Genomic DNA, 23,970 nt, shown 5'->3' on the forward strand with positions numbered 1-23,970 from the left:
AAATGTCTATCAAAGCCCTCGCTCTCCCTGAGCCACCCAGCGACAACACCTCGGCACCCATCGATACTGTCGAATCGCTGCTCGCGGGCGAGCGCCGCATCGCATTGTCCCTGTGGACCATTCTGCATGAAATGCGTCTGCACAAGCAGCTTCCCGATTGGGTCATGAAGATGGACGGCCCGGTCGGCTCGCACGCGCAGTGGGATATTCTCGACAATATCCGCCGCAAAACCGACGTGGCGCTCTCCGGGCTGCAGCCCGAATATGAATACCTTGTGTGGGACGAAAAGCGCAACACGCTTGCCGGCGGCTTCCCATCAATTCGCGAGGCCAACAAGGCGGCGGATAATCTGCGGTCCGAGTACCCCACTGCGCGCGTGGTCCGGTTGCACCGCCTCGACGAAGGTCAATTCACGATCTCGAGGAGAACGTACCATGTCTAATCTCCGCTTCCAAATCGGTGACCGCGTCAGGACACCCAAAGGCGACCGCGGCCGCATTGTGGCACCGGCCGGTTTCAACGGTCCGGACTGGTGGGAAATTGAGCCGATCGACAAGTTCTGGCTTGCACCTGACGGGAAGCGCCATGGAAGCCGCATCAGGGTAGCCCAGATTTTTGCCACGGATTCCTCGCTTGCACCATGCGATGACTTCTCGCCGCCCAAGGCCGCTACTGGCGAATACTACGCCGTTGCACCGAGCGGGCTCGTCTACGGGCCGGCGATGAGCATGGATGAAGCGAAGAGCCTCATCGCCCGGCGCTCTAACGAACGCGACGAACTTGTCTGGCACATCTTCACCGAAGACGAACTTCCCGAGGCGCTCGCCCGATTCGACGCCGAGCTGGAGGAGCGTTATCAGCAGCGTATCGAGCAGAACGACCGGGAGCCGGTAGAAAAACTCGGCGTCAGTTAAGGGGCTTCAACGTGCAAGAAGAACAACATCTCATCCGCGACCGTGCCTATGGTGTCTGGCACCGGTCGCGATCGATCGGGCGTTTTATCGGCCATCGTAAAGCTCAATCACTGACGATGGCTGACCTCGATAGCGTGTTGTTCGTCGAGTACGGCTATGACGGCAAGCTACCGCTTGCGCTGGTCGAGGTGGCACAGGACATAGGACAGGAGAAGCCGACGGGGGTTATCCGTGAGCTTGCGAAGATGGCCAACCTGCCCGCATTCGTCGCTCTCTATACGCCCGCAACTCGTGCCAATCCAGCAAGCCGCGCGTGGCACGACATCGACCGGTTTCGGATCAAGCGCGTGTGGCCGACCCCGGAGCCCGATTGGCGAACGTTGTCGCCCGGTGAGTGGGCCAACGCCCTGCTGCAGATCCGGGATTGGCAGTTGCGGCGCTTCGTATCCCGGCCGGCTAGCAACGACGCCAGCTATTGAAGAGTTCCAAGATCTGCGGCACATCTGGGAGGCAGTCGCTCGTTCTTTTCACGACGACCATTTCGGCGCCAGCTTCAGTTCGGGCCTCAGAGCCTCAATTTCGGTCCATGACACACCATCGCGGATTTCAACGAACTTACGGATGTCCTGTGGGCTCGGCTGATGGCCACCGATGAGGCGGGGCTTGATTGAGCGGTAAAAGTCGAGCTTTCTCTGCAGATGGTGCAGCGTCGTATCTTGTGCGCCCATCATGTCGCGATCGACAAAACGCGGGAAGTAGCCGATAGAACGCGTCAGAAACTCGGCAAGTTCACCAAATTTCTGTTCACGCGCCGCGTAGAAGCCCGCGAATTTAACTTCGCGCGAGGGCGGCTCAGCGCCTGCCTCTTTCAGGCGCAAATCGCGCTCGCTGGGCGCGAGAACACTCGCACGCCCCTCTTCGTCCAAGGCGTCGAAAGCTCTTTCGAAAATGTCCCAAGCTTCGAGCGCCTCAAGCACAAAATCCCCGTCCGCCTTGACGCTTTGTTTTGGCGCATACAGGGATCCCATGCGCTGATCTGCGATCCACGTATGTCCCGATTTAAAGCCCGCAACAATCGCATTGATGTCCGAAATTGGCGCGCCGATCTTCTCGAACAAGGGTTGCATCAGAGCGATTATCGTACGCTCGCCATCGGTGAACACCCTTTCACTGGGATCGCCGCCACCGAGGCTGCGCTCGATCAAGGTTCTGATTGCCATTGCGCGAGATGCGCCCGACATGTGACGATCTCGCCAAGCGTCAATCCTTCCGGCGAAATCTTCTTCGAGACGCATCTCAAAACGATCCGTTTTCATTTTACCCTCTGTCCGTAATTTGTACGTATGAGTACGTCAAAAACCGTACATCATCAAATTATCACGTAGAGGGGGTCGTGTCCAATCAGCGTATGGCGAGCGCGAGCGATGGGCGAACGGCAAAAAAGGAAGGCTGGCTAGACGCAGTCATGGGCAATCGCGACAGTCATGATTCCGCCTAAAAACCTACACAGCGCCTACATAGACGCAGGAACGCAAAAAGCCCACTTACATCAGTCGGGCCAAGTGTTTGATTTGATTGGTACGGCAGGAGGGACTCGAACCCCCCACCCTCGGCTTAGAAGGCCGATGCTCTATCCAGCTGAGCTACTGCCGTAATGAAGAGAGGCGATGCTACATCAACATACCGCTGGCATCGCCTGCAATGACAACCCGTTGTCGGGTTCTGGAACCTGCGCTGAACTTCGCCGCAGGGTTCGTGGACAACCGAAATTCTAACTGACGGGACCAAAGACCGGAAATCTCACGCCGCGCGCCGGAATGAGCCGGAAAGCGCCCTCACGCCATAAAAACCAACGAGCCCGGCAGCAAGCGCGACCGGGCCCGGATTATAACCGATCGGTCCCCACTCGCCAGCACGCGGCGGCAGGCACCACGAACACCATCAAACCGGTTGCGGATGCAACAGGAACCAGCCAAGGAACAGCGCGCCGGCAATCACGCAATACACGCCGAACGAAGCCAGACGTCCGCGACCTTCGAAATAGCGCATCAGGAAACGCACGCTCAGATACGCGGCGATCGCGGTCAGCACGCCGCCCAGCAGCGCGTCCGCGAGTTGATCCGGTGCATGGAACAGCTTCGGCAATTCGAGCACGCCGGCCGCGAAGATGATTGGCGTGCCGAGCAGGAACGAGAACTCGGCGGATTTCTCGGCGGTCAAGCCAGCCGCGTTGCCGGCAATCATCGTCAGGCCGCTGCGCGAGAAGCCCGGAATCAACGCGCCGATCTGCGCAAGGCCGACAAAAAACGCCTGGCGGAACGTCAGCTTCTCTGGCGCGAGATGCGCACGCGAACGCTGCAGACGGTCGCCGAACCACAGCAGCACGCCGTTGACCATCAATGCGATCGCCACGATCCGCAGGTCGTGAAAAATCCGCTCAAGGTGTTTTTCCAGCAGCAGCCCGACCAGACCCGCCGGAATCGTGCCGATGATAAGCGCCCACATCATGTGCGCGTCGTCGTTGCGGCGCCCGCCGAACGAGGCGAAGAAACCGCGCACCAGCGCGCACCAGCGCTTACGGAAATACCACAGGAGCGCGAACGCCGTCCCGAGGTGCAACGCGACGAGGAACGGCAGCAACTGCGGCGCGTGCTTGTCGATATGCATACCGAACAATGCAGGCACGAGCAGCGTATGGCCGAGGCTGCTCACCGGAAACAGTTCGGTGACGCCTTGCAGCACGCTCAGGAAAATCAGAAACGACAGGTTCACGCGGCGGTCCTTGTAAGGAAAAAGTCAGGGACAGCGCGCCGCTCAACGAGAAAAGCCGGCGCGTCAGAAGCGCACCGATTATGCCTGGCTGCAATGGCAGCGCCAAGCGTTTGCACCGCTTTCGGGGAAAGATTGACGCACCGCGTCACAACTGGAAACCGTTGTTACGCGACGGCAAAAGAAACGGGCAACGCGCAGCGGCGGCCCGGTGAATCGGGAATCGTGTGACGCCAGCCTAGCGCTCGATCTTATAGAAGAAATAGACCGTGCTCGCCGCGAACATGCCGAACAGCGCCACACCCATTGCCATTGCGAGATCCATCGTGCCTCCTGAGCAGGTCGGGTCCGGCGGACAAAAGTGACCGGACAGTTCGGCGATTATCGGCAAGGATGGCCCTTGCGCGACACCCGCAATTTCCCGAGAAGGGTTTCCCCGTAGCGCAAAGCAGCGCAAAATCATCCTCTCGCGTGGCGCCGCAAAGCGATTTCCATGCTTATCGCGTACGAGCACGGCGCAATTCCGCCGCGCTCGGTCTGCCCTCAACCTTTTACCGAACCTGCCATCGACCATGCCTCTTTCCCCACAGCAGGACATTCTCGAGATCGCTCAGGACGCCTCCGTGCTCCGCTTCGCGCCGCAAGCCGGCGGCCGTCTGATGTCGTGGACCGTCGACGGTGAAGCCGTGATTCACTGGCCCGAGCACGCCGACTGGGGCCAGCCGGCGAGAATTCGCGGCGGCAATCCGCTGCTGTTTCCGTTCCTCGGACGGCATCGGGTGGACGGCAAGATCGGTTATTGGCGCGACGCGGAAGGCACGGTCCGCGAACTGCCCATGCACGGCTTCGCCCGCGACCTGCCGTTCGAGGCACATGCCGACGTACATGGCGCCGGCCTGCGCATGATCCTCGCCGACAGCGCGGCGACGCGCGGCGGCTATCCGTTCGGCTTCCGTTTCGAAGCCGCGTATACCCTCGTGGACGCGCACACGCTAGAGGTGACGTTCACCACCACCAATACCGGCGACGCCCGTCTGCCCTACTACGCCGGTCATCACTTCTATTTCACGCTGCCGCACACGCAACGCGGCGAGACCTCGCTGGAATTGCCGCGCACCCAACGCTGCCATCAGCAGGACGATGGCTCGATCAGCGCGTTCGAGCCGGGCGACGCCCGCTACACGCTCGACGAAGCGCGCATTCTCGACCGCTTCCATTGTCTGGACGGCACGCCGGATCGACCGGTGCGACTCGTCGCGCCGGGCCTGAACCGCGTCGTTACGATCGACCTGAAGCGGCCGGGTTCGGTGCCCTGGTACGCGGTGACCACGTGGACCGAAGCCGCGGACTCGGATTTCTACTGCGTCGAACCGTGGCTCGGGCTGCCGGACGCGATTCACAACGGCATGGGTTTGCGCTGGCTTGAGCCCGCTCAGACCGAAGTTGCGACGCTGCGCATCAGCGTCGGCAAGCTGCGCTGATCGGCTCGGCCACTGTCTCGTGTCGCGCTGCCCATGCCGTCGCGCCAGCCGTTTTTCGGATGGTGCAGCGCAGAACCGTTAGAATCGGACGCTTTGTATCCACCTGCCACGTGATCGGGATCGGCGCGCGGCAGCGCTTTGCGAGGTCCAATGCTGGGAACAACAAGAATGATGAAACGACTCGCCTGCGCGTCGTTGCTGGCGCTAGTCACCGCCTGCGGGTCGGCGCCGGTGGCGCCGGGCTTTTACCGGGTCGAACGGGGCGATACGCTGTCGAAAATCGCGCGCAGTAACCGGCAATCGGTGCAAAGCATCGTGCGCTGGAACAACCTGAATAACCCGGACAGCATCGAAGTCGGCCAGGTGCTGCGCGTCGTGCCGCCAGGCGGCGCGTCCACGAGCGGCGCCATCCGCAGCGGCGGCGGTGCGTCGGCCACGCCGCGCTCCGCGCCGGCTGCGGCCGCGACGGATAGCGTGCCCTCGGCGGCGCCGGCCTCGAACATCTCGCTCATCTGGCCGGCCGACGGCACGGTGATCCGGCGCTTCGACGGCAATAACTCGAAGGGCATCGATATTTCGGCGGCGGCGGGCACGCCGGTGGTGGCCGCGGCGGCCGGCACTGTGGTCTATGCCGGCAACGGCTTGCGCGGTTACGGCAACCTGCTGATCCTCAAACACAACGCCGAATACCTGACCGCCTACGCGCACAATCGGGCGCTAATGGTGAAGGAAGGTCAGTCGGTTACGCGCGGCGAGAAGATCGCCGAGATGGGCGACACCGACACCGACCGCGTGATGCTGCACTTCGAACTGCGCTACCAGGGTCGATCGATCGACCCGTCGCGCTCGTTGCCGCCTCGCTAGACGCGCGATCAGGCACGTTATCTGCAACCGGGTTCAGGGAACCCGGCGCGCTTTAAGGCGCCCAATTCCACACACGACGTGGCCTTGCGCCACGTCCTCCTCCGCTATCTGTAAGGAATTTGCCATGAAGAGCGCATTGGCGTCCGTCACGACGGCCGCGGCGATCGGTCTCGGCCTGCTGACCCTCGGTGGCCTCGGCGGCTGCTCGAGCACCACCACCATGACCTATCTGCCGAGCGGCGAGACCGGCTTCGCAATCAACTGCAGCGGCAGCGACGCAAGCTCCAGCTGGGCCGAGTGCTACAAGCGCGCGGGTGAAGTCTGCGGCAACTATGGCTACGACGTGGTCTCGAAAGATGTCGACAACGGCGCCACCTCGGGTGGCACGGTCGGCGGGATTTTCGGCGCCAATGTAAAAAACCGGTCGATGGTGGTTCGCTGCAAGCAGTAAGCTATTTGAATGGCGGCGCGTTTAAATCCGCTCGGGTTCGAATGAATCCGGTTAAAAAAAAGCCCGGCACGAGGCCGGGCTAACGGGGGTTCGGCGCATATCGGCAAAGGACCGGTTCACCATGCGCCAGAACGAAATCTAACAACCCGTCTTTACTAGTGCAATCTATTAATTTCGTCGTCAATGTGACACGACGCACGGATTCCGCATTACGTGAAGCCTAAATGTCGGAAATAAACAGGATCATTTCGCCTTCAACCACGGCGCAAAATGACTTGAAGATTACGCATCTAAATCCGCGAACTGGCCGCCCGGCAACGCGCGACAGGATTCTGCCTGAATCGCGCGAAAAAGCCTGAGGAAAGGCGGCTGTCCGATTCCAGCTAATGCACCGGGTCCAATGCCGCCATGCCGCGCGCCGTTTGGCTTTAGTGCGCCAGCGCACCATTCCAACGTATTAACCGATATTTAACCCGTTCGAATAAAGCGAATTTAATTCATCACAGGAAAATTCGCGAATAGCGAAATCATTAAATAACTTTAAATCCCCCGACGAATTGCAACTTGAAAATCGGCTGACATTACCGGTTGATTCAGTGCAATGATATGCAGAGATACGCAATCCTTCAAGCTGGCCGAATGGCTAATCCGACCGGCTTGAAAGCGCGCTCACAACACCCGCAAACCGAGCTCCGTGATCAGCACGGCAGCCTGGCGATGCGAAATCGTCGCGCCTTTGAACAGCGCCGCGTCGACCAGACGCACGCCGCTCAGGTCCGCCTCGCGCAGATCCGCGCCGTCAAAACGCGCGCCCTTCAGATTCGCGTCCCGCAAACTGCCGCCGTCGAAAATCGCCTCGCGGAAATCGACGCCGGCCAGATCGGCGTCGGAAAAGTCCAGCTGCTGCAACGTGGCCTTGCGAAACGACAGGCCACGCAAGTGTGCGCCGACCAGCAAGGTTTCGACGAAGCTCAAACCCAGCGCCGCGCACGCCTCGAAATTGGCGCCGGTCAGCTTGCAGCCGCGAAACGACGCGGACGCGAGCTTCGCGCGCCGCCAACTGGTGTTGTTCAGATCACTCGACTGGAACGTGGCGTCGACCAGATCGGTGGATCCGAAATCGGCCTGGCGGCCGCGGCAACGGATCCAGCGGGTATGCGACAGCGCAGCGCCGAAGAACGACGTCTCGACGATCGTGCAGCGCTCGAATTCGGCGCCGCGCAGATCGAGTCGCGAGAGATCGGCACCTTCGAAATCGCAGTCGGCGAAACGCAGCGGCGCGCGGCTTCCGGCGGCGTCGGCGGCTTGATGGGACGCGATTAGTCGTGCCACTTCGGCACGCGTCAGCGTGGCGTCGCTCACTGTTTGCGCTTGCGTTTGCGCGCCCATTGCCGGCGCCGTTGAGTCCAGTGACATGAATGTTCAGAATCGGTTTCGAGAAACCCAAAGCGTACCGGAACGCGTGCCGCCCTGGCGGCCAACGCCGATGGTTTATAGTGACGACCCCGTCAAACCCCGCCTGACCATGACTTCCAACGACGCCACCCACAGCCCGCTCTACGCCACGCTGCTCGCCGAAACCGCCAAAATCGGCTGGTCCGAACTCGAACGCTTTTTTGCGCGCGGCATCCTGCTGCGCGTCGCGCGCGACCTCGATCTGGTGAGCGTCGCCGAGGCGATTGCGAGCGACGACACCAAGCAGGTCACGCAATGGTTGTCCGCCGGGCTCGTCGAGCGCGTGCAGGCGGAAACCGCCGCCGATTTCGCCTCGCGCGACCCGGATCTGTGGGCTGTGGTTGTCTCGCCCTGGGTGTGCGTGCAGGAACGCAGTTGAGCGACCGCGCGAAGCAGGAGCCCGCGGCGCGCGGCGCGGCGACAGCCTCCTTGGGACCTGATCCGGCGGCGCCCTGCGTCGCGGCTACGTCGCACGAAATCCCCCTGCCGCCTTCCGCAAGCGCCCCGACGGCCGCCGTGCCGGTCCACTGGCATCGTCGCGTGCTGACCCTGGCGTTTCCGATCGCGCTCGCCAATCTGACGCAACCGATACTCGGCGCGGTCGACACCGCTGTCGCCGGCCACCTCGACGGCGCCTCCTACCTGGGCGGCGTCGCGCTCGGCGGGCTGTTTTTCAGCTTCGTGTTCTGGGGCTTCGGCTTTTTGCGGATGGGCACCACCGGCCTCGTCGCGCAAGCGCACGGCGCGGGCGATCCGGCCGCGCTGCGCAACGACGTGGTCCGCGCGCTGTTGCTGGCGGCCGCGATCGGCGCCCTAGTGCTGCTGCAAGCGCCGCTGATCGACTACGCGTTGCGCGCGCTCGGCGGCAGCGACGCCGTGCAGCGCCACGCGCGAATCTACTGCCACGCGCGCATCTGGGCCGCGCCGCTCGCGCTCGGCAACTATGTGGTGCTCGGCTGGCTGCTCGGTACGCAACGGGTGCGGCTTGCGTTGCTGTCGCAGGTGTTTATCAATAGCGTGAACATCGGCGCGGTGCTGTTGTATGTGTACGGATTCGGCTGGGGTGTGGCCGGGATCGGCGCAGCCACCGCGACCGCGGACGCGCTCGGTTTCGTCCTCGGCGCGGCGCTGCTGTGGCACGGCAGGCCGCGCGGCCTGCCCGCGTTGAACCGCATCGCGCTGTTCGATGCGGCGGCAATCAAACGGCTGGTGGTGCTCAATCGCGATATTTTCGTGCGCACACTGTGCCTGTTGTCGTCATTCGGCTGGTTCGCGCATCTGGGCGCGGCTCAAGGCGACGCCACGCTTGCCGCCAACGCGCTGCTGCTCAATTTTCAGACCTTCATGGCGTATGGACTCGACGGCTTTGCGCATGCGGCAGAAGCGCTGGTCGGCGCGGCGATCGGTGCGCGCGACCGGCAGGCTGTCGCACAGGCGATCAAGGTGACGGCGCTCTGGTCGGCGCTCGGTGCGCTCGGTTTTTCGCTGGTGTACTGGGGCGCTGGGACGTGGATCGTCGAACGTCTGACCGATCAGGCCTCGGTGCGCGCGGCCGCGGAAACGTATCTGCCGTGGGCCGCGCTCATGCCGGTGATTTCGGTGTGGGGCTTTCTGCTCGACGGCGTGTTCATCGGCGCGACCCGCACGCGGGCGCTGATGATGTCGATGGTGGTGTCGTTCACGGTGTTCGTGGCCGCTTCCTGGGCGCTGCTGGCCTGGCACGGCAACCACGGCTTGTGGGCCGCGATGTCGATCTTCATGGCGGCACGCGGTATCACGCTGGCGCGGTATCTGCCTGAGATGCTGCGAAGCGTACAGTCGCATCACGTTACGGCTTGAAACAAGCGCACACCTATCCCGCGCCGGGCTCGGCCTGGCATCATCGCAGCCCGCGCGCTTCGCGCGAACAGTCTGCGCGGGTCAGAAGCGCCGGCGTGCCCGCGCCGGTGCTTCGTCTTTCCTTTACTGACCGATCACATCTGAAGAACAGGACGCACCAGGAGGCGCGCCTGAATGCCGCTCAAGGCGCGAGCATCGCGGGCGGCCGGTTGTCGGTCGGCACGCCGTGATAGTCCGCCGGATCCTGCGGCGGCGGGCCGCCGTGATGGCCGGACGGATCGTTCGCGCAGCCGGCGAGGCCCGCTATCAGTAGCAATGCAATCATCGGAACGCGGATCATGGGGGCGGTAGTCTCTCGAATCGGAATGAAGTAACGGCAACGGGCAACCCGGCCAGCGACGACGACGACCATGAGGCCGCCATCCGGCGCGCCGAGAGTCTACCCGCAAAGCGGCTTCGACGACGCCGCAACGCGCGCGCCAGCCCTCCCATTTTGCGATGCGTGACCTACTATAAAGACACGGCCGCATGTCATAGGAGACTGCCATGGACGCTGAATCGATCGCGGGTCTGGTCGGACTCGCAATAGGCCTGCTCGTGCTGCTCGCCCTGTCCATTTTCGAATCGAGAACCTATCGGCGCGAACACGACGGCGAAGGCATGGTGCATCACTGGGCTCATGCGCACGCGCATAGACCGCACTGGATGCGGCGCCGGCATTGAGATGCTGGTTGCGCTGTCTGACTGCCGCGTTGACGCACTGACGGCCGCGACTGTGTCGCGGCGGGTGCGCCGCGTCCCTCTTTGTCCGCCCTGCTGGAACATCAGACGCATTGGGCACATGCCTTGCTGAGTTGCTCCCTGCAAGAGACGCGCACGACGCGTCGATTGTCCCGGCGCAGATGCGCCGAACCATCCGGACTATACGGCCCAGCCATCCCACGGGCCCGACAGGGAGAACTCGAATGACCATCGGAACCATCCTGCTTATCGTGCTCATCCTGCTGCTGATCGGTGCGTTGCCGAGCTGGCCGTACAGCAGTGGCTGGGGCTATCGGCCAACCGGCCTGCTCGGCGTCGTGCTGATCATCGTGATCGTCTTGCTGTTGATGGGACGCATATAAGGCCGGGGCTTTGGCTCCTTTGCACGTTCGTTTCAGCCCGGCGCAATTGGGCATTGACTCTGACACCCAATGCCACTTAGAATCCTGCCTTCGTCGGAGCGTAGCGCAGCCTGGTAGCGCATCTGATTTGGGATCAGAGGGTCGAAGGTTCGAATCCTTTCGCTCCGACCAACGAACACAAGGCTTTCAGCGGGGTAGAAAAACTGCTGTCTAATGCCAAGTCTAACTACTGTCTAATAAATTGCTGACTTCTAAAGCGCCAACGGTAACCCGCTGGCGCTTTTTCTTTATGCCGACTTCGCCACCGGCACGCGCAGCCGAACGTCCGCGACCGGCACGTTGCGCTGCTTGATGTAGTCTTCCGTCATTTCCTTCGTGGTGTGCGCGCCGGCGATCTGCAGCGCCTCAATGCTGTAGCCGTCACGCACGCCGTCGGTCAGCGCCTTCGCGCGGATATCCTTCACCGTGTACTTCAGCTCGAGCAGGTTCGCGCGTTCGGCCGCAACCTTCCACGCTTTCAGCACCGTGTTGGCGGCGTAGGCTTTACCCTTCTGCGTGTGGATGACCGGCTTATCACCGATGCTCGGGCGCCCGTCGATCGCCTGGATGCGCGCGAGCACGGCTTCGATCTCGGGCGTGATCCTGAAGTCGACGCGCACGCCGCTGCTATCTTCCGTCTTCGACGGCACGAAGTGGATCACACCGGCCTTGCGGTCAATGTCCGACCACTTCAGTTCGCGGATCTCAGTCGAGCGCTGCGCCGTCAGGTAGCACAGATCAACCATGCACTGCATCATCGGGCCGGTGGGCACTTCGGCGGTGACCAGCTTGCCGGCGCGCTCGTACGTCGTTTCGAGCATCGCCGCACGGATCGCGGCGAAGTGCTCGTCGGTAATGTAGACCGTGCGAACCTTGGCTTTTGCGAGCCAGCCCTTCAGTTCAAGACACGGGTTCCGAGTTATGTGGCGTTCTTCTATGCACCATTTGAAAAAGCCGGACAGAAACGCGCGCATGACGCGTTGCATCGCCAGTTTGCCTTTCCAATGCTTCAGGACATCCATCACGTCGGCCGCGTCCACATCCGCGATATCGTGGTTACGAAGTGCGTTGCCGGCGTACTTGCCGTAAGACGGCCACGCCTTTTCCTTGTGCTCGGCTTTCTTTTCCGTGACGTATTTGTCGATCAACGGGCGCACGTTACCGGAACCGTCGGGCCGCTCGAATCGCTTACGTTCCTGCGCGAGGCGCTCCAGCAATTTCGATTCAGGTTCGGTCTGAGCACACAACCAGGTCCATTTGCCAGTGCGCGGCTCGACCCAATACCATGCGCCGTGCTTCGGATAGACGCGTGAATATTTCGCTTTTTTCCTCGGGGGCATCGGCTCGCCTACGCGAAAGGTGAACACACCGTCGCACGAACCCGGGCGCCGTCACCGGCCACGCCCGCTTTCTTCGCGGCCAGTGCTTCGTACGTTGCCCAGGTCATGACCAGTTTGCCGTCGGCGTTGCGCGTGACGCTGATACCGAACTCGGCCTTGAACCAGTCGGCCTGCTTCGAGTAGCGCTTCTTGCCAGTGACATGCACCAGGTCTTCGTCGGACATCAGTCGGGCGTTCATAGCAACCCCATCAGGTGGCCCGCGACCAGCAAGCCAAGGATAACGCAACCCAGCGCCGTGCGAACGTACAGCACGAAGCGGTCGGCGTTGAGGATCAGGTCGATCGACTCGGTGTTCACGGTGCGACCTCATTAAAAAAAGCGTCAACGGCTTCGAGCGTATCGAGCACGCGCACGTCGGCGCCGATCCGGCGCAGCCGCGTATGCTCGCGCAGTTGGTGCGGTTCGGCTTCGCCGCCCGGTCGCTTCAGTTCAATAAAGAACACGCGGCCGTACGGCAGTACGAGCAACCGGTCGGGCGCGCCCTTCCGGCCGATGTAGGTGAGCTTGCGCACTTCGCCGCCGCGCGCGCTGGCGCAGTCGACGAAGTGCTGCTCGACCTTTGCCTCAAGCATGGCGGCGTGCCGCGATGTCGAGGTTCAGCAGTTCGAGCCGAAGGTTATTCGACTGGCGGACGCAGAACGTTTCGGTGCGGTCGAGCATGGCGCGCTCGCGCTGAATGGCTTCGAGGTGCGCCGCTGTGCGCGCAAGGCGGCCTTTGATGACCAGACGACGGAAAAGCGTTTCATGACCAGTCTCGCAAAGAGTTGTTAGGTGTTACTGTACACAACAAATCAATGTCAGGCAAGACCGAACATCAGTCTTTGCGGTAGCGGTAACCCTGAAAACCCCCGGCACTGAGGGGCAGGCCTTCCGCCCAATCGGGGACGGTCGAGATCAGCGCCGACAGCTGGTCGTCGTTATAGTCTTCCGTGTCGGGCGCTTCGGTCAGCAACTCGTCGTGAATCGAAAGCACGATCTCGTAGCCCGCAGCCTCGACCCTTGGCATGTTGGCGAACAGAATGTCGCGCGCGCTCGCCTGGCACAGGTTCTCGAAGATCTTTCCGCCGTACGTTTTCACGCGCTGCCATTTGCGTGTGTACTGGTTCACGCCCATGTAGGAAATCTGGCCGTTGTCGTCGACGCGCGGCGCGATGTAGCAGAGCTGCCGACCGCTGGGCATCTGGACGCGCAGCCAGTTACCATCGCGGCGCATGATGATCCGCCGCGCACGCACGGTCGTGCCGGGCGAACATATCGCCTGCGTGGCCGCGTCTTTCAGTTCCGGCCAGTAGCACGACGTTTTCGGGTGTGCGCGGCGCCACAGACGTTTCAGGATGTCGCATGCGATATAGACGTCCTTCTCAAGCCCCAGCGTGCGTTTCTGTTTGGTCGCCCACTCCCACGCGTTACGTGCCTCGCGCACGACTTCGGGATCGATCACGTCGAGTGTCGCGAACACCGCCGCGCGAATGTCGTCCAGGTCCATCTTGTAGGTCATCGTGAACGTGACGAACGCGCCGACGCCGCCTTCGTACCCGAGTGCCAGTTCCTGCACCTTGCCGAGCTGGCGACGGTCCTTCGTGACGTCGGCCGGTGGCACGCCGAACGAGCGCGCGTACGCGAGGACGTACAGGTCGTCGCCCTTGCGGATCTCCTTGCCCTTCTCGTCAACACCGAGAATCGTGTCGTAGTCCCGGAATGCCTGCAGCTTCCATTCTTCACCGGATAGCCACGCGGCTTTGCGGCCTTCAATGTTGGACAGGTCGGACACCACCAGCTTCTTACCTTCCGGCACGATGATTGAGCCGCGCACGACGTTGGCCGTGAGCCCCATCACGTTCGAGAAAATCAGGTCCGCGCTATCGGTCTTCAGCGCATCGATGCCGAGTTCGGTGTAGCGCTCGGTGGTGTCGTCACCGAGCTTCGCGACGCCCATCTCTTTCGCGATCAGGCCGACATCGGGCCGCGGCATGTTGCCCGGCTGGAAAAGGCGGTGCGCGACGCGGCCGGTGCGGTTCGCGCCGCAGAACTGCATCAGCCCGCGCAGCCGGCCGTCGCTCGATACGCCGCGCAACAGCGTTTTGTATTTCGACGAGCTGGTCATCGTGGCTTCCAGCCGGATCGCCAGCAGCTCGCGCAATGGGTCGGGGAGATCCGGGTCGTTGATGCGGCGCTCAAGCGTGGACTTCTTCAGGTCCGGCAGATCGATATCGTACTCGGCGAGCAGGTGTTTCAGCAGCCTGTCGCGCTGCGTGGCCTTCTGGACTTCGCCGTCGGTGAGTTCCTGCGTGCGTGCGGCGTGGCCCTTCTGAGCACGGTCGATCGCGCGCACCGCGGCGCGTGCGAGTTCGGTGTCCATCTGCATGCCGCGCTGGTTAATGCGCATATCCAGATGCGACAGCGCCATTTCCGACCGGTTATTCGGGTAGTTCCACTTCGGCATTTTCGCGTGTACCGCGCGCATCGCCGTAATGTCTCCACCCGCGTACGCGAGAAAGCGCGCCCACTCGGCCGGGTGCGTCTCGCGCGTCGCTCGCGTACCGTCGCGGCGCGGTTTGCAGAACAGTTGAATCAGCGCGCTACCGTCCTTGTGCTTGGCCTGTTCTTGCGGCACGTGGAATATCTGGCACAGCAGGTCGAGCGCGCCCGGCAGGCTGTGTTCGTACGCCTGCACCATCGTATCGCGCCACTTCGTCAGCGGCATGCGCGCGAGCGTTTCGGGCATCGCGTGGCGCATGACGGTGTAATCGAACATCTTCCCGTTCTGCCACCAGTACTCGTCGGCCTCGTCGATCGCGAAGTCGAGGTCATCAGGCATGCGCGTGCCGGCCGTACGGTCCCACGTGCCGACCGGACCATCGTCGACCGCGTACGTCCAGATCATGATCTCGGCCGGCTCGGCGTAGATGTGCGTGCCCGACTTGAGCGGCGTCGGGCTGTAGGTTTCGGTGTCAAGCCAGAGTTTCATAGCAGGTCTAGCCCCGCGTCGAATGCGACGTCGGTTTCAAACTCTGCTTCACGCTCTGCCGTGACAAAACGCCCCCGCTTTTCGACGCGCCAAATCTCAAACTTGCCGCCACCAAAGGCCGTCGCGTTCTGCAGGAGCCATTTAGCGGCCTGATAGAAGTCGCGCGCGCGCGTCAAAGGCAAATCACTGCCGGGTTTTTGGACGTGGATCACAAAAGCTCCAGTTGTTCAAACGGCATATCAGGCCAAGTACCCCAGCCCTTCTTCGAGTTCTCCAGCCAGTGCAGCACGCGCATATTCCAGGGCACGTGAAGGCCGCACACGAGCTTCCCGTCCAGTGGCACGATGTGGTCAACGACCCATAACTCGCCGCGGGCTTCGGTCAGCGCTTCAGCAAGCAGGTACAGCTTCCGTATCTCCAGCTTCTGCGCAGGTGTCAGCCATCGCGGCGTCGCGCGCTTCTCGCGTCGCCTGCGTCGCTTGCCACCCAAAGTGCCACCATGAATCACGGGGGCGCGTCGCTTCTGAACAATAAAGAGCGGGCCAACGTGGTAGCCCATCGTGAGGGCAAGCGTAAATTGCACGGGGTGAGCCGTTACGGTTGAAATAGCACTCGGGCGACCCACGACGGTGTTTGAGGCATTCGAAACGCCCGGTGCTGCCGGGCCATAACAGACCGCCGCACGTACAGTCGACATGACCGGAATCCTTGATGATGTTCCTGATGACCCTGAATCGCGTGCCGCCGCAACCTTTGCATTTGCGTGACCGCGCGTACTCGTCGGGGTGTTTGGTGAAGACGTCACGCAGCTTGCATTTCTCTTTGCTGCAGCGCACGTGCCAGCGTTTCATGCTCAGGCAAACACCAGCACCGCGACCAGCGAAACGGCCATGCCGGTGATCGCGCCGAGCGCGGCTGTCAGCACATTGGGGTTTTCAGCGAGAAATACGAACAGCAGGCAACCGGCGATCGGTGCGAGAAGGGCAAGGATAAGCAGATACAGCAACATGGCAATCTCCTGTTAGGACAACTAAACCGGCAATTCCCTGGCTTTCCGCTGTCTGGTTTAAGCGTTCACGGTTTGCGCATGCTGGTCCCGTGAGTCGTCATCCGCGCGGGCGAAACCAGTTAGCGAGCCAGGGCGTAGCGCTACGGTGCCGGCCGCAGCTTGGAGGAACGAACGCCCCGCTTTACTCTTTGCGATGAACGGTTGGATTTGAACCAACGACCTCGACGAGATTGCCCGGGATCCGCCGCGCGGTGACCTGACTCCGCTACGTTCATCGCAAAGAGCCCCGCCCGAAGGCGGGACGTGCTGCTTAGGCCGCAGCTTCGACGTCGATCTGCGAACGCACCTGATCGAAGAACGCGTCGGCCGCGTGCTTCAGGCTGTCGGTCAGCTTCACGATCATCATGATTTGATACAGCGTGTCGCTTTCGAGCTGGTCGGCCACGATGTGCTTGCTGCGTGCATCGAGCGTCGCGCCGTTACCGGCCGTCGGACCGCCCGTCGGGTTTCCGGTTACCGAATCGGTGACGGGCGGCGTGATCGGGTTGAGCGTGGTGGGGTCAGCCGTTGTCGTAGCTTCGGTAGCCGCAGCGCTCGCAACGCCATCCGGTTCGGCCGAAGTCGTCACGGAAGAAACGCCAGCGATGGCTGCACTCTCGACGTTTCCCACGTCAGCGCTCGATTCGGATGCTTGCGGGTTCGATGCGCCTGCGCCGGATGCGTCCGTGCTCGTCGAGCCATTGGTACTCGACTGCGCATCCGTAGATTGCGAGGTCGAGAGCGAGGCGTTTCCCACGTCAGTGCCATCCGACGACGTGCTCGTCGAAGACGGTGAACTGCTTGCATCCACAGTCGCAGCAGTCGTATTGATAACCGACGTAGCGGCAGGCGTCAGGCCCAGCGACGTACCAGAATCCGTGCCGGTCTGAGAAACGTTTCCCGCTTCACCTTGGGCCGACGCTGCGGTGCCATCCGTCGTACTGGCCGCGTCGGTGGTGTTCGGGGTCGACGTGGGCGCCGAACTCGTTGCCGGGTCCGCGCTGGTTTGGGTCGACGTCAGATCCGAAGACGGGGTACCGGAGAGTGTGCCGGTCGTACCAGATGCAGCCGGTTGGACAGGGGCCGATGCAGACGTACCGGACTCCCCCGCTGCACCCGCCGCGACGGGCGGCTCGGCGGTAATCGGCGTCGAATCGTCGACGACGGTGAAGTCGGCTTCGTTCGCGAAGTCACGGGCCGGTGCTTCAAACACGTCGCCGGTGAGGTTGTTCTTGATGCGTGCCATGATGGTGTTACCTCAAAGAGTTACGAAGATAGAGCGTCCGGCGCAGCGCGCCGGGTATGCGTACTTACGACAGGTCGTCCATCGCTTCTTCGGGCGCTTCAACTGCCTCGAAGTCGTCTTCCTTGCCGCGGCTCGCGCCACTGAAGCTGTCACCGTCGCGATAAAACTGGACGCCCATCAAACCGCAACGCATCCCCCCGTTCGCACCAGCTTGCGCATAGATTTCAATGGTCGCGTTGACGTAGCAACCGGCGTAGATGCGGCCCTCCTTGCCCGGTACCCACTTACCCGCAGCGTCCAGCAAGCGGGCCGGTTTGCCGGTTTCCGGGTCAGCGATCGAATCCAACAGCAACGCGCGCCCATCGTTTTGCTTGCGGTGCGCCGCGACGTACATCATCCCTTCGAAGCCGTCGTAGTCCTTCAGATCGCCTTTCTGGTAGCAGAACTTGTTCGTGTTGCCGCGAATCGATTCCAACGTTGCCACGGCCTTCTTTTGCCACACAGTTGCAGCTTCGGCCTGAATCGCCGCCTCGATCTTTTTATGGTTTTCGCTGGCAGGGTCGATAAGAAAGGTCGCGCTGTAGCGGAACTTGCCGTCGCCCGGCTCGTATTCTTTGGCCGTGATCAGGGCGTCGAGGAAGGCCGCGCGGACGTTGGTCAATTTAACTTTGGTGCCCATGATGTTTAGTCCTTGAAGTAATTTGGGTACTGGAGCTTCACGCGAGCGATTGCGGCTTCCATGTGCATCTCGCGTGCAAACTGGTCGTTGATGCTGGCTGCTTCGCTTGCCGCCCGTGCAAGTGCGGTTCGCGCGTCGGGCGGCAATAACGCGCTGAGCACATGTGGAAACTTGGACGCGGGATTGGTTGTCATTTCGCCTGTTCCTTTTCGATTGCTTTCGCAACACGAGCGAGGAGCTTTTCGTAGTCCGCCTTGTCGATTTCCAGAATTGCGATGTCTTCCGCGTATTCCTCGACATCGGGACAAGTCGCAATCCGGTTGTGAACTTCCGCGAGTGCGTCTATGAGCCCGGCTTGTACCAAGCGCAGGTTTTTTCCGGTGAATATCATTTGTCGATCTCCGCGATCAGGATGTCGGCGTGTTGAAGCGCCTGGCGCACGATCTCTTCGGGCGTTACGAGACGGCCGTTGCAGAGAATTCCTTGCAAGGCGTGCTTGGCGATGTCTTCGCGGCGCCCCGTTTCCTCGCGCAGTTGGGCGCGCACCGATTCGTCGTGCTCCCGCAGCGCCTTGATCGCAGCCATCTGACTGATTCCGGCGCCACCCATGATTGCGCGAATGATGTCGAGGCGGGTCATAGCAGGTCGTCCCCGTCTTCGGTTACCACTTCGAAGTCATCAGCGGGCGGCGCGATGACCAGCGCCGGGCGTTTGTCGCTCTCGGGCGCCACCGACGGCGAGCCGTCGCGCTGGGTAATGAGCGCTTCGGCTTTCTTCCAGCGCCGCGGCGATTCGGTCTTGAGCAGCTTCTCGGCCTGGGTCGGGCTAATGACCTTGAAGTTGTACATCTGCTCCTGCTTGAGCCGCATCGACTTAAGCAGTGTTTCGGCTTCTTCCGTGCTGGACCACTGGCGTGCACCGCGACGACCCTGCACGAGCTTCACGCCCGGTACCGCGTTGCCGTTCAGCAGCTCGTACTCGATGCGCCCGCGCACCGCCTTGGCCCACGAGTCGATCAGGTCGAGCGATTCGTAAATGACGCCGAGTCGATCGTTGTCGAGCAGTTCGACGCCGGTCAGATAGCCGTCGAAATCGGGCTGCGCCGCGACATCCGCAAGCATCTCGAAGTCCGCGCCGAGCGTTTCCTCGACGTGCATCGCCAACGCCGGGCACACGGCTTTCGCCTTGCAGAACTTGCACTGCTTCTCGCCGGGCGCGAAGTCGGTCACCGACAGCGGCACGAAGTCGACCGACTCGACGTACAGCATTCCCTGCTCGGCTGCGGGCTTTGCGACCGTGGCGATCCATTCCTGCAGTGCGGCCGGCGTGATCTCCCATTCGCTGGGCTTCTCGCTGACGCGTGGCTGGTGGATCACGATACGCACGCTGGTGAAGTCATAGAAGTCGGCGTGTTCGTTGCGCGCGCCTTCGGCGTAGATCATTCCCTGATAGTTCTCGACCGCCGAGACTTCAACACCACGGCCGTACTTCAGGTCGATTACGCAGATCTCGGCGCGGCCGTCTTCCCATACGGCGATCAGCACGCAGTCGCTGGTGCCCTTCGCGCCCTTCTCGCCCGTGATGTGCTCGATCGACAGGCGCTGTTCGATGAACACCTCGACGCGAGCGCCGGTGAGCTTGTACGCTTCGATGCGCTCGCGCACACCGTCGACATACATCTGCACGTAGTCGGCGCGTTCCTCGTCGACTTCGAACTCGCGTTCACCGACCTTGATGACGCGGCCCATGTACGCGACAGCGTCGGTACCGGCGTCGAGACACCACTTCGCGAGTTCGTGACTCGCGGTACCGTCGTCGGCGTACTCGCTGCTCTCGTCGGGCTGACCGAGTTGCGCGGCCGTGGATGCCTTGCAAGCTATCCACGTGTATGCAGAGGAAGGTGAGAACAGCGCGTGGGCGCGTTCTTCGGTGGGTGCGTTCATGACGACACCTGTTCCCCGGCGCGTGCAGCGGCCAGGAGCGCCAGCAACTGCGGATAGAAACGCAGCGCCGACTTACCATCCATATCGGCGATTTCTTTTTGCGTGAACGTCGGCCACTTGCTAACAGGATGGCACTGGCATCCGGCGCGCAAATGGTCGTCCGTGATGGTGATCGTGTACGCCAACCCCATAATCAGAATCGGGGTTTTGGTGCATTTTTCGGAGACCTGCGCGTCGCCGTAGACCCACGCGTCGCCGGAGACCTGCGCGTTGCCGGAGACCCGCGCGTCGCCGTAGACCTGCGCGTCGCCGTAGACCCGCGCGTCGCCGTAGACCTGCGCGTCGCCGTAGACCCACGCGTCGCCGGAGACCTGCGCGTTGCCGGAGACCCGCGCGTTGCCGTAGACCTGCGCGTTGCCGGAGACCCGCGCGTCGCCGTAGACCCGCGCGTCGCCGTAGACCCGCGCGTCGCCGTAGACCTGCGCGTCGCCGTAGACCCGCGCGTCGCCGGAGACCCACGCGTTGCCGTAGACCCACGCGTTGCCGTAGACCCACGCGTTGCCGGAGACCTGCGCGTCGCCGTAGACCCGCGCGTCGCCGGAGACCCACGCGTTGCCGGAGACCCGCGCGTCGCCGTAGACCTGCGCGTTGCCGGAGACCCGCGCGTTGCCGGAGACCCGCGCGTCGCCGTAGACCTGCGCGTCGCCGTAGACCCGCGCGTCGCCGGAGACCTGCGCGTCGCCGTAGACCTGCGCGTTGCCGTAGACCCACGCGTTGCCGGAGACCTGCGCGAGGTTGTTCGACTCAGCAACGTAGCCGCCGAGTTCGCCCGGTTGGACTGCCGGCGCCCACAACAAAGCCGGAATTGCGACGAGTGCGCGGATGCGGCGCGCAACCAGGCCTGGGGCGATTACTTTTTCGTCGCCCTCAACAAATTCATATTTTTGGGTCATGGCGTCTTACTCCGAAACCATCGAAGCGGTTGCGTCGACGCGGCCCGACAGCACGTCGAGGCACAGCGCGAATGCGTCGGGGTACTGCGCTTCGTCGAGGCCCTTCTTCGTGTCCTTGGGGGTGATCGCCTGTGCGCCGAAACGCTGCAGGATGCCTTCAGCCTGGTCGCGACCGATCATGCCGTTAATGCCGAGCACGGCCTTACGCAGGTTGTCGAGTGTCGGCTTGCCGTCTTTCAGCTCACCGTACAGCGTGGCCGTCTTCTCGTGCCACGGCTGCAGCTCGCCGGTCGGCTCGTTCGAAGATGACTCGCCAGTCGGTGCAGACGGTTCGCCAGACGCAGAGCGCGCAGCTTCCGCAGCTTCTTGCGCAGCGTGCTTTTTTGCTGCCGCCAGTGCCGACGCGGTGCGAGATTGTTCCTGCGCTGCTGCGTCGCTCGATTCGTGCTCGCCGCCCTTCGGGTTGGCTTTGCGATTCGCTTCGTCCGCTGCCTTCTGCGCTTTCACGACGGCCTGCACTGCGGGCGTCGTCATCGCCTGGGCGTTTTGCAATACGCCGCCCGCGAGCAGCGCGGCGGTCAGTTCTTTCAGCGCGGCCGTGTTGGCGGCCAGTTGTTCTTCGAGGCTCATTTCGCAGATCTCCCGACGGGTGGTGTGGAAGGCGTTGTACGGTAACGCCGTACACGTAATGTAGGGAGACGCAGAACACTTGTCAAGCAATACCGTACACAACAGGCGAAAAAATACCCGCAGTCAGCGGGTAGCGGTTAGAAGCGGGGAGTTAGGTCAGTGCCCGCGGCGCATCCCGCGCAGGCCGACGGCAACAGCAGACACGGCAAAGAGCGCCGCAAAGCCCAGCGCGGCGAAGAACACATGTGTGCCAATCTCGATAACAGCGTGCATCATAACGGCCTCCATTGTCCGGTCACCACGCCGATGATCTCGACGTCGCGGTCCACCTTTATATAGCGTTCCGGCCATGACGTGTTCAGCGTCTGCAGCATAAGCACGCCGTCGTTCTCGATCAGCAGTTGCCGGAAGGTAGCCGACGCTTCGTTTTTGCGTTTCGCGATCACGAGTCCTTTATGTCGCGGTTCAACACCAGTGCTTACCGAGATCCGGTCGCCGTCGCGAAACGACAGATCACCACCCGGATTGAACATGCTTTCGCCCACCACTGGCAATACGAAATCGCCTTGAAACGGACAAACGACCCACTCTTCGATGGCTTCATCTCTCAGATTATTCACTATTTCGCCCCATTGGCCGGCCTGCACCCAGGAGATGACCGGCAACCTCCCGGCCGGCGCATCGGTCGCGGCCACGTGGTGAGGATTCAGAGTAGACGAAATATGCGTTTTCGATTGGGTGATTACAGGCTGTTTACCACCGCTATCTGAGAGAAGCTCTTCGACAGAGGTCGACAGGACTTCTGCAAGGCGCACGAGCTTGTCATTGGCGGGCGCCGAGCGATCTGACTCCCACTCGGATACCGAAGACCGGGAAATCCCGAACACGTCGCCCAGCTGCTGAAGGGTCAGCCCTTTGGCCTTGCGCTTTGCGCGGATGCGCGAGCCGAGTGACATGAAAAATGCTCCATACATTTAGTTGACTGTACGGCGTTGCCTCACTATGATGTTCGGAAACGCCTAACATCATACAAGGACCGCACGTGACAGTTATCAAGGCAGCAATCGAGCGAGCTGGCGGCGCGGCTTCTGTGGCGCGCGCGCTGAACATCTCGCGCATCTCGGTTTATGAATGGATCGCCGACAACAAATTGCCCGAACGGGGCAGTCGGGCGCTCGCACTGGCCGAACTGACCGATTGGGAATACACGCCGCACATGCTGGCGCCGACCCTCTATCCGAACCCGACTGACGGCCTTCCGTCCCTTATGTCAGGTTAAGCCTAACACGCACCGAACAGTAGCCGAAAAAGAACCGCATAGGTGAATACCCCTACGCGGCGTATGGGTATTCGTCTGAAGAAAATGTCTAATTAGGGGCTCGCGTGGCTGCGTATTACAACGAAAACAAACCCTACGCTGCGCAGTGGCTGCGCAATCTGATCGCAGCGGGGCTGATCGCGCCGGGCGATGTCGACGAACGGAGCATCGAGGATGTACGACCCGACGACCTCAAGCAGTACACACAGTGCCACTTCTTCGCCGGAATCGGTGTCTGGTCCTACTCTCTGCGGCTTGCCGGATGGCCCGACGACCGCGCCGTCTGGACTGGCTCTTGCCCCTGTCAACCCTTCAGCATTGCTGCGGTCGCATGGGAGCGAAAAGGCTTCGATGACCACCGGCACCTGTGGCCCGTCTGGTTCGATCTTATCCGCAAGTGCGTGCCTGTCGGAGTGTTTGGGGAACAGGTTGGAAGCAAAGATGGAATCGCTTGGCTCGACACTGTATTCGATAACCTGGAAAGCGAAGACTACGCCTGCGCGGCGCGGGTTATCAGTGCAGCTGGTGCGGGCGCTGACCACATCCGGAAACGCCTTTACTTCTTTGCCGACTCCCTGCGCGCGGGACGGCCGCGACATCGGCCGGTCGAACGCATTTCTATCGCAGCGCAAACGGCATTCACCGAGTCTCGCAACGCGGCTGCTCGACTTAGGTCTGCCATGGCAGGTGATTACTCCGATTTACTGCCTGGCGATGAACCTCTCATTGCAGTGGAACGCCTGCGCGCCCACGGTTACGGAAACGCAATTAATGCGGCGTCTGCCTGCGCTTTCATCGAAGCCGCGAGCGAAGCGCTCGACGAGTACGACCTCATTTGACGACGGCA

Annotated in this window: 35 protein-coding genes and 2 tRNA genes; 14 read left to right on the top strand and 23 right to left on the bottom strand. The window is 61.9% G+C overall.

Annotated elements, in window-relative coordinates:
• Nucleotides 1–2: 2 nt before the first annotated feature.
• The 3 genes from B0G83_RS12420 to B0G83_RS12430 are packed head-to-tail and all read left to right on the top strand — an operon-like array spanning nucleotide 3 to nucleotide 1,394.
• Complete coding sequence (locus B0G83_RS12420) at nucleotides 3–443, top strand: hypothetical protein (RefSeq protein WP_105507733.1); 441 nt, start codon at nucleotides 3–5, stop codon at nucleotides 441–443.
• A complete protein-coding gene (locus tag B0G83_RS12425; RefSeq protein WP_105507734.1) occupies nucleotides 436–915 on the top strand; it encodes a hypothetical protein in 480 nt (159 codons plus the stop codon). The genes B0G83_RS12420 and B0G83_RS12425 overlap by 8 nt, the downstream gene beginning before the upstream one ends.
• Before the next feature lie 11 nt (nucleotides 916–926).
• Nucleotides 927–1,394, top strand: coding sequence for a hypothetical protein (locus B0G83_RS12430; RefSeq protein ID WP_105507735.1), 468 nt, complete (start codon nucleotides 927–929; stop codon nucleotides 1,392–1,394).
• A 48-nt stretch (nucleotides 1,395–1,442) separates the two neighbouring features.
• On the opposite strand, the gene B0G83_RS12435 is transcribed toward B0G83_RS12430, so the two are convergent.
• The 4 genes from B0G83_RS12435 to B0G83_RS38125 form a co-directional block, all read right to left on the bottom strand.
• The gene (locus B0G83_RS12435) at nucleotides 1,443–2,231 is read right to left on the bottom strand and encodes a hypothetical protein (protein WP_146120209.1); all 789 of its coding nucleotides are present in this window, start codon (nucleotides 2,229–2,231) and stop codon (nucleotides 1,443–1,445) included.
• Between the two features lie 260 nt (nucleotides 2,232–2,491).
• A tRNA-Arg gene (locus B0G83_RS12440) sits at nucleotides 2,492–2,568 on the bottom strand.
• Between the two features lie 288 nt (nucleotides 2,569–2,856).
• The gene (locus tag B0G83_RS12445) at nucleotides 2,857–3,687 is read right to left on the bottom strand and encodes an undecaprenyl-diphosphate phosphatase (protein WP_105507737.1); all 831 of its coding nucleotides are present in this window, start codon (nucleotides 3,685–3,687) and stop codon (nucleotides 2,857–2,859) included.
• 235 nt (nucleotides 3,688–3,922) lie between these two features.
• Nucleotides 3,923–4,198: a hypothetical protein gene (locus tag B0G83_RS38125; RefSeq protein ID WP_146120210.1), complete on the bottom strand. Its 276-nt coding sequence runs from the start codon at nucleotides 4,196–4,198 to the stop codon at nucleotides 3,923–3,925.
• Nucleotides 4,199–4,256: 58 nt separating this feature from the next.
• On the opposite strand from B0G83_RS38125, the gene B0G83_RS12450 reads away from it, so the two are divergent.
• The 3 genes from B0G83_RS12450 (at nucleotide 4,257) to B0G83_RS12460 (ending at nucleotide 6,480) form a co-directional block, all read left to right on the top strand.
• Nucleotides 4,257–5,165, top strand: coding sequence for an aldose epimerase (locus B0G83_RS12450; protein WP_105507738.1), 909 nt, complete (start codon nucleotides 4,257–4,259; stop codon nucleotides 5,163–5,165).
• Nucleotides 5,166–5,315: 150 nt separating this feature from the next.
• Nucleotides 5,316–6,029 (top strand): peptidoglycan DD-metalloendopeptidase family protein, encoded by a 714-nt coding sequence (locus tag B0G83_RS12455; RefSeq protein ID WP_105507739.1) that lies wholly within the window; start codon nucleotides 5,316–5,318, stop codon nucleotides 6,027–6,029.
• Nucleotides 6,030–6,153: 124 nt separating this feature from the next.
• A complete protein-coding gene (locus B0G83_RS12460) occupies nucleotides 6,154–6,480 on the top strand; it encodes a hypothetical protein (RefSeq protein ID WP_105507740.1) in 327 nt (108 codons plus the stop codon).
• Between the two features lie 669 nt (nucleotides 6,481–7,149).
• On the opposite strand, the gene B0G83_RS12465 is transcribed toward B0G83_RS12460, so the two are convergent.
• Nucleotides 7,150–7,896 (bottom strand): pentapeptide repeat-containing protein, encoded by a 747-nt coding sequence (locus B0G83_RS12465; protein ID WP_105507741.1) that lies wholly within the window; start codon nucleotides 7,894–7,896, stop codon nucleotides 7,150–7,152.
• Between the two features lie 109 nt (nucleotides 7,897–8,005).
• On the opposite strand from B0G83_RS12465, the gene B0G83_RS12470 reads away from it, so the two are divergent.
• A complete protein-coding gene (locus B0G83_RS12470) occupies nucleotides 8,006–8,314 on the top strand; it encodes a DUF2288 domain-containing protein (protein WP_105507742.1) in 309 nt (102 codons plus the stop codon).
• 104 nt (nucleotides 8,315–8,418) lie between these two features.
• On the top strand, nucleotides 8,419–9,774 hold the full coding sequence (locus tag B0G83_RS12475) for an MATE family efflux transporter (protein WP_105508086.1): 1,356 nt from the start codon (nucleotides 8,419–8,421) through the stop codon (nucleotides 9,772–9,774).
• A gap of 181 nt (nucleotides 9,775–9,955) precedes the next feature.
• Here B0G83_RS12475 and B0G83_RS38595 read toward each other — a convergent pair whose 3' ends face one another.
• Nucleotides 9,956–10,186 carry a hypothetical protein gene (locus B0G83_RS38595; RefSeq protein WP_219849020.1) on the bottom strand — a complete coding sequence of 77 codons (231 nt, stop codon included), beginning with the start codon at nucleotides 10,184–10,186 and terminating at the stop codon, nucleotides 9,956–9,958.
• Nucleotides 10,187–10,320: 134 nt separating this feature from the next.
• On the opposite strand from B0G83_RS38595, the gene B0G83_RS38600 reads away from it, so the two are divergent.
• The 3 genes from B0G83_RS38600 to B0G83_RS12485 all read left to right on the top strand — a co-directional run bounded on the left by B0G83_RS38600 (nucleotide 10,321) and on the right by B0G83_RS12485 (nucleotide 11,069).
• The gene (locus tag B0G83_RS38600; RefSeq protein WP_181156834.1) at nucleotides 10,321–10,497 is read left to right on the top strand and encodes a hypothetical protein; all 177 of its coding nucleotides are present in this window, start codon (nucleotides 10,321–10,323) and stop codon (nucleotides 10,495–10,497) included.
• A gap of 242 nt (nucleotides 10,498–10,739) precedes the next feature.
• Nucleotides 10,740–10,898 (top strand): DUF3309 family protein, encoded by a 159-nt coding sequence (locus B0G83_RS12480; protein WP_035547187.1) that lies wholly within the window; start codon nucleotides 10,740–10,742, stop codon nucleotides 10,896–10,898.
• Nucleotides 10,899–10,992: 94 nt separating this feature from the next.
• Nucleotides 10,993–11,069 (top strand) — tRNA-Pro (locus B0G83_RS12485).
• A 116-nt stretch (nucleotides 11,070–11,185) separates the two neighbouring features.
• Here B0G83_RS12485 and B0G83_RS12490 read toward each other — a convergent pair.
• Genes B0G83_RS12490 through B0G83_RS12500 form a run of 4 tightly spaced genes read right to left on the bottom strand, consistent with a single transcriptional unit; the run spans nucleotide 11,186 to nucleotide 12,850 of the window.
• Entirely contained in the window at nucleotides 11,186–12,277 is a 1,092-nt protein-coding gene (locus B0G83_RS12490) for a tyrosine-type recombinase/integrase (protein ID WP_105507743.1), read from the bottom strand.
• Nucleotides 12,278–12,285: 8 nt separating this feature from the next.
• On the bottom strand, nucleotides 12,286–12,516 hold the full coding sequence (locus tag B0G83_RS12495; RefSeq protein WP_105507744.1) for a DUF4224 domain-containing protein: 231 nt from the start codon (nucleotides 12,514–12,516) through the stop codon (nucleotides 12,286–12,288).
• Nucleotides 12,513–12,635, bottom strand: coding sequence for a hypothetical protein (locus B0G83_RS39100; RefSeq protein WP_258167875.1), 123 nt, complete (start codon nucleotides 12,633–12,635; stop codon nucleotides 12,513–12,515). Before B0G83_RS39100 ends, B0G83_RS12495 begins: the two co-directional genes overlap by 4 nt.
• Nucleotides 12,632–12,850 (bottom strand): VRR-NUC domain-containing protein, encoded by a 219-nt coding sequence (locus B0G83_RS12500; RefSeq protein ID WP_258167876.1) that lies wholly within the window; start codon nucleotides 12,848–12,850, stop codon nucleotides 12,632–12,634. The genes B0G83_RS39100 and B0G83_RS12500 overlap by 4 nt, the downstream gene beginning before the upstream one ends.
• Between B0G83_RS12500 and B0G83_RS12505 the strand changes: the two genes are divergently transcribed.
• The gene (locus B0G83_RS12505) at nucleotides 12,843–13,109 is read left to right on the top strand and encodes a hypothetical protein (RefSeq protein WP_181156870.1); all 267 of its coding nucleotides are present in this window, start codon (nucleotides 12,843–12,845) and stop codon (nucleotides 13,107–13,109) included. The genes B0G83_RS12500 and B0G83_RS12505 overlap by 8 nt on opposite strands.
• 43 nt (nucleotides 13,110–13,152) lie before the next feature.
• Here B0G83_RS12505 and B0G83_RS12510 read toward each other — a convergent pair whose 3' ends face one another.
• From B0G83_RS12510 to B0G83_RS12565, 13 genes are all read right to left on the bottom strand, one after another.
• A complete protein-coding gene (locus B0G83_RS12510; RefSeq protein ID WP_105507747.1) occupies nucleotides 13,153–15,306 on the bottom strand; it encodes a DNA polymerase I in 2,154 nt (717 codons plus the stop codon).
• Nucleotides 15,303–15,518, bottom strand: a complete 216-nt coding sequence (locus tag B0G83_RS12515; protein ID WP_105507748.1) for a hypothetical protein — start codon at nucleotides 15,516–15,518, stop codon at nucleotides 15,303–15,305. Before B0G83_RS12515 ends, B0G83_RS12510 begins: the two co-directional genes overlap by 4 nt.
• Nucleotides 15,515–16,003, bottom strand: coding sequence for an HNH endonuclease signature motif containing protein (locus tag B0G83_RS12520; protein WP_219849016.1), 489 nt, complete (start codon nucleotides 16,001–16,003; stop codon nucleotides 15,515–15,517). Before B0G83_RS12520 ends, B0G83_RS12515 begins: the two co-directional genes overlap by 4 nt.
• A gap of 156 nt (nucleotides 16,004–16,159) precedes the next feature.
• Nucleotides 16,160–16,315, bottom strand: coding sequence for a hypothetical protein (locus B0G83_RS38605; RefSeq protein ID WP_181156836.1), 156 nt, complete (start codon nucleotides 16,313–16,315; stop codon nucleotides 16,160–16,162).
• A 310-nt stretch (nucleotides 16,316–16,625) separates the two neighbouring features.
• A complete protein-coding gene (locus B0G83_RS12525; protein WP_105507749.1) occupies nucleotides 16,626–17,600 on the bottom strand; it encodes a hypothetical protein in 975 nt (324 codons plus the stop codon).
• A gap of 64 nt (nucleotides 17,601–17,664) precedes the next feature.
• Complete coding sequence (locus tag B0G83_RS12530) at nucleotides 17,665–18,279, bottom strand: ssDNA-binding protein (protein ID WP_105507750.1); 615 nt, start codon at nucleotides 18,277–18,279, stop codon at nucleotides 17,665–17,667.
• A gap of 5 nt (nucleotides 18,280–18,284) precedes the next feature.
• The gene (locus tag B0G83_RS12535; RefSeq protein WP_105507751.1) at nucleotides 18,285–18,473 is read right to left on the bottom strand and encodes a hypothetical protein; all 189 of its coding nucleotides are present in this window, start codon (nucleotides 18,471–18,473) and stop codon (nucleotides 18,285–18,287) included.
• Nucleotides 18,470–18,670, bottom strand: coding sequence for a hypothetical protein (locus tag B0G83_RS12540; RefSeq protein WP_105507752.1), 201 nt, complete (start codon nucleotides 18,668–18,670; stop codon nucleotides 18,470–18,472). Before B0G83_RS12540 ends, B0G83_RS12535 begins: the two co-directional genes overlap by 4 nt.
• Nucleotides 18,667–18,918 (bottom strand): hypothetical protein, encoded by a 252-nt coding sequence (locus tag B0G83_RS12545; protein WP_105507753.1) that lies wholly within the window; start codon nucleotides 18,916–18,918, stop codon nucleotides 18,667–18,669. The genes B0G83_RS12540 and B0G83_RS12545 overlap by 4 nt, the downstream gene beginning before the upstream one ends.
• Nucleotides 18,915–20,222, bottom strand: coding sequence for a DUF2800 domain-containing protein (locus B0G83_RS12550; RefSeq protein WP_105507754.1), 1,308 nt, complete (start codon nucleotides 20,220–20,222; stop codon nucleotides 18,915–18,917). Before B0G83_RS12550 ends, B0G83_RS12545 begins: the two co-directional genes overlap by 4 nt.
• Nucleotides 20,219–21,175 carry a polymer-forming cytoskeletal protein gene (locus B0G83_RS12555; protein ID WP_146120211.1) on the bottom strand — a complete coding sequence of 319 codons (957 nt, stop codon included), beginning with the start codon at nucleotides 21,173–21,175 and terminating at the stop codon, nucleotides 20,219–20,221. Before B0G83_RS12555 ends, B0G83_RS12550 begins: the two co-directional genes overlap by 4 nt.
• A gap of 6 nt (nucleotides 21,176–21,181) precedes the next feature.
• Complete coding sequence (locus tag B0G83_RS12560; protein ID WP_105507755.1) at nucleotides 21,182–21,805, bottom strand: hypothetical protein; 624 nt, start codon at nucleotides 21,803–21,805, stop codon at nucleotides 21,182–21,184.
• A 272-nt stretch (nucleotides 21,806–22,077) separates the two neighbouring features.
• On the bottom strand, nucleotides 22,078–22,761 hold the full coding sequence (locus B0G83_RS12565; RefSeq protein ID WP_105507756.1) for a LexA family transcriptional regulator: 684 nt from the start codon (nucleotides 22,759–22,761) through the stop codon (nucleotides 22,078–22,080).
• A gap of 86 nt (nucleotides 22,762–22,847) precedes the next feature.
• Between B0G83_RS12565 and B0G83_RS12570 the strand changes: the two genes are divergently transcribed.
• Both B0G83_RS12570 and B0G83_RS12575 read left to right on the top strand, forming a co-directional pair.
• Nucleotides 22,848–23,084: a YdaS family helix-turn-helix protein gene (locus B0G83_RS12570; protein WP_105507757.1), complete on the top strand. Its 237-nt coding sequence runs from the start codon at nucleotides 22,848–22,850 to the stop codon at nucleotides 23,082–23,084.
• A gap of 104 nt (nucleotides 23,085–23,188) precedes the next feature.
• Nucleotides 23,189–23,962, top strand: a complete 774-nt coding sequence (locus B0G83_RS12575) for a DNA cytosine methyltransferase (RefSeq protein WP_105507758.1) — start codon at nucleotides 23,189–23,191, stop codon at nucleotides 23,960–23,962.
• Nucleotides 23,963–23,970: the final 8 nt, after the last annotated feature.

The organism is Paraburkholderia sp. BL21I4N1 (assembly GCF_002973525.1).
Classification (GTDB): domain Bacteria; phylum Pseudomonadota; class Gammaproteobacteria; order Burkholderiales; family Burkholderiaceae; genus Paraburkholderia.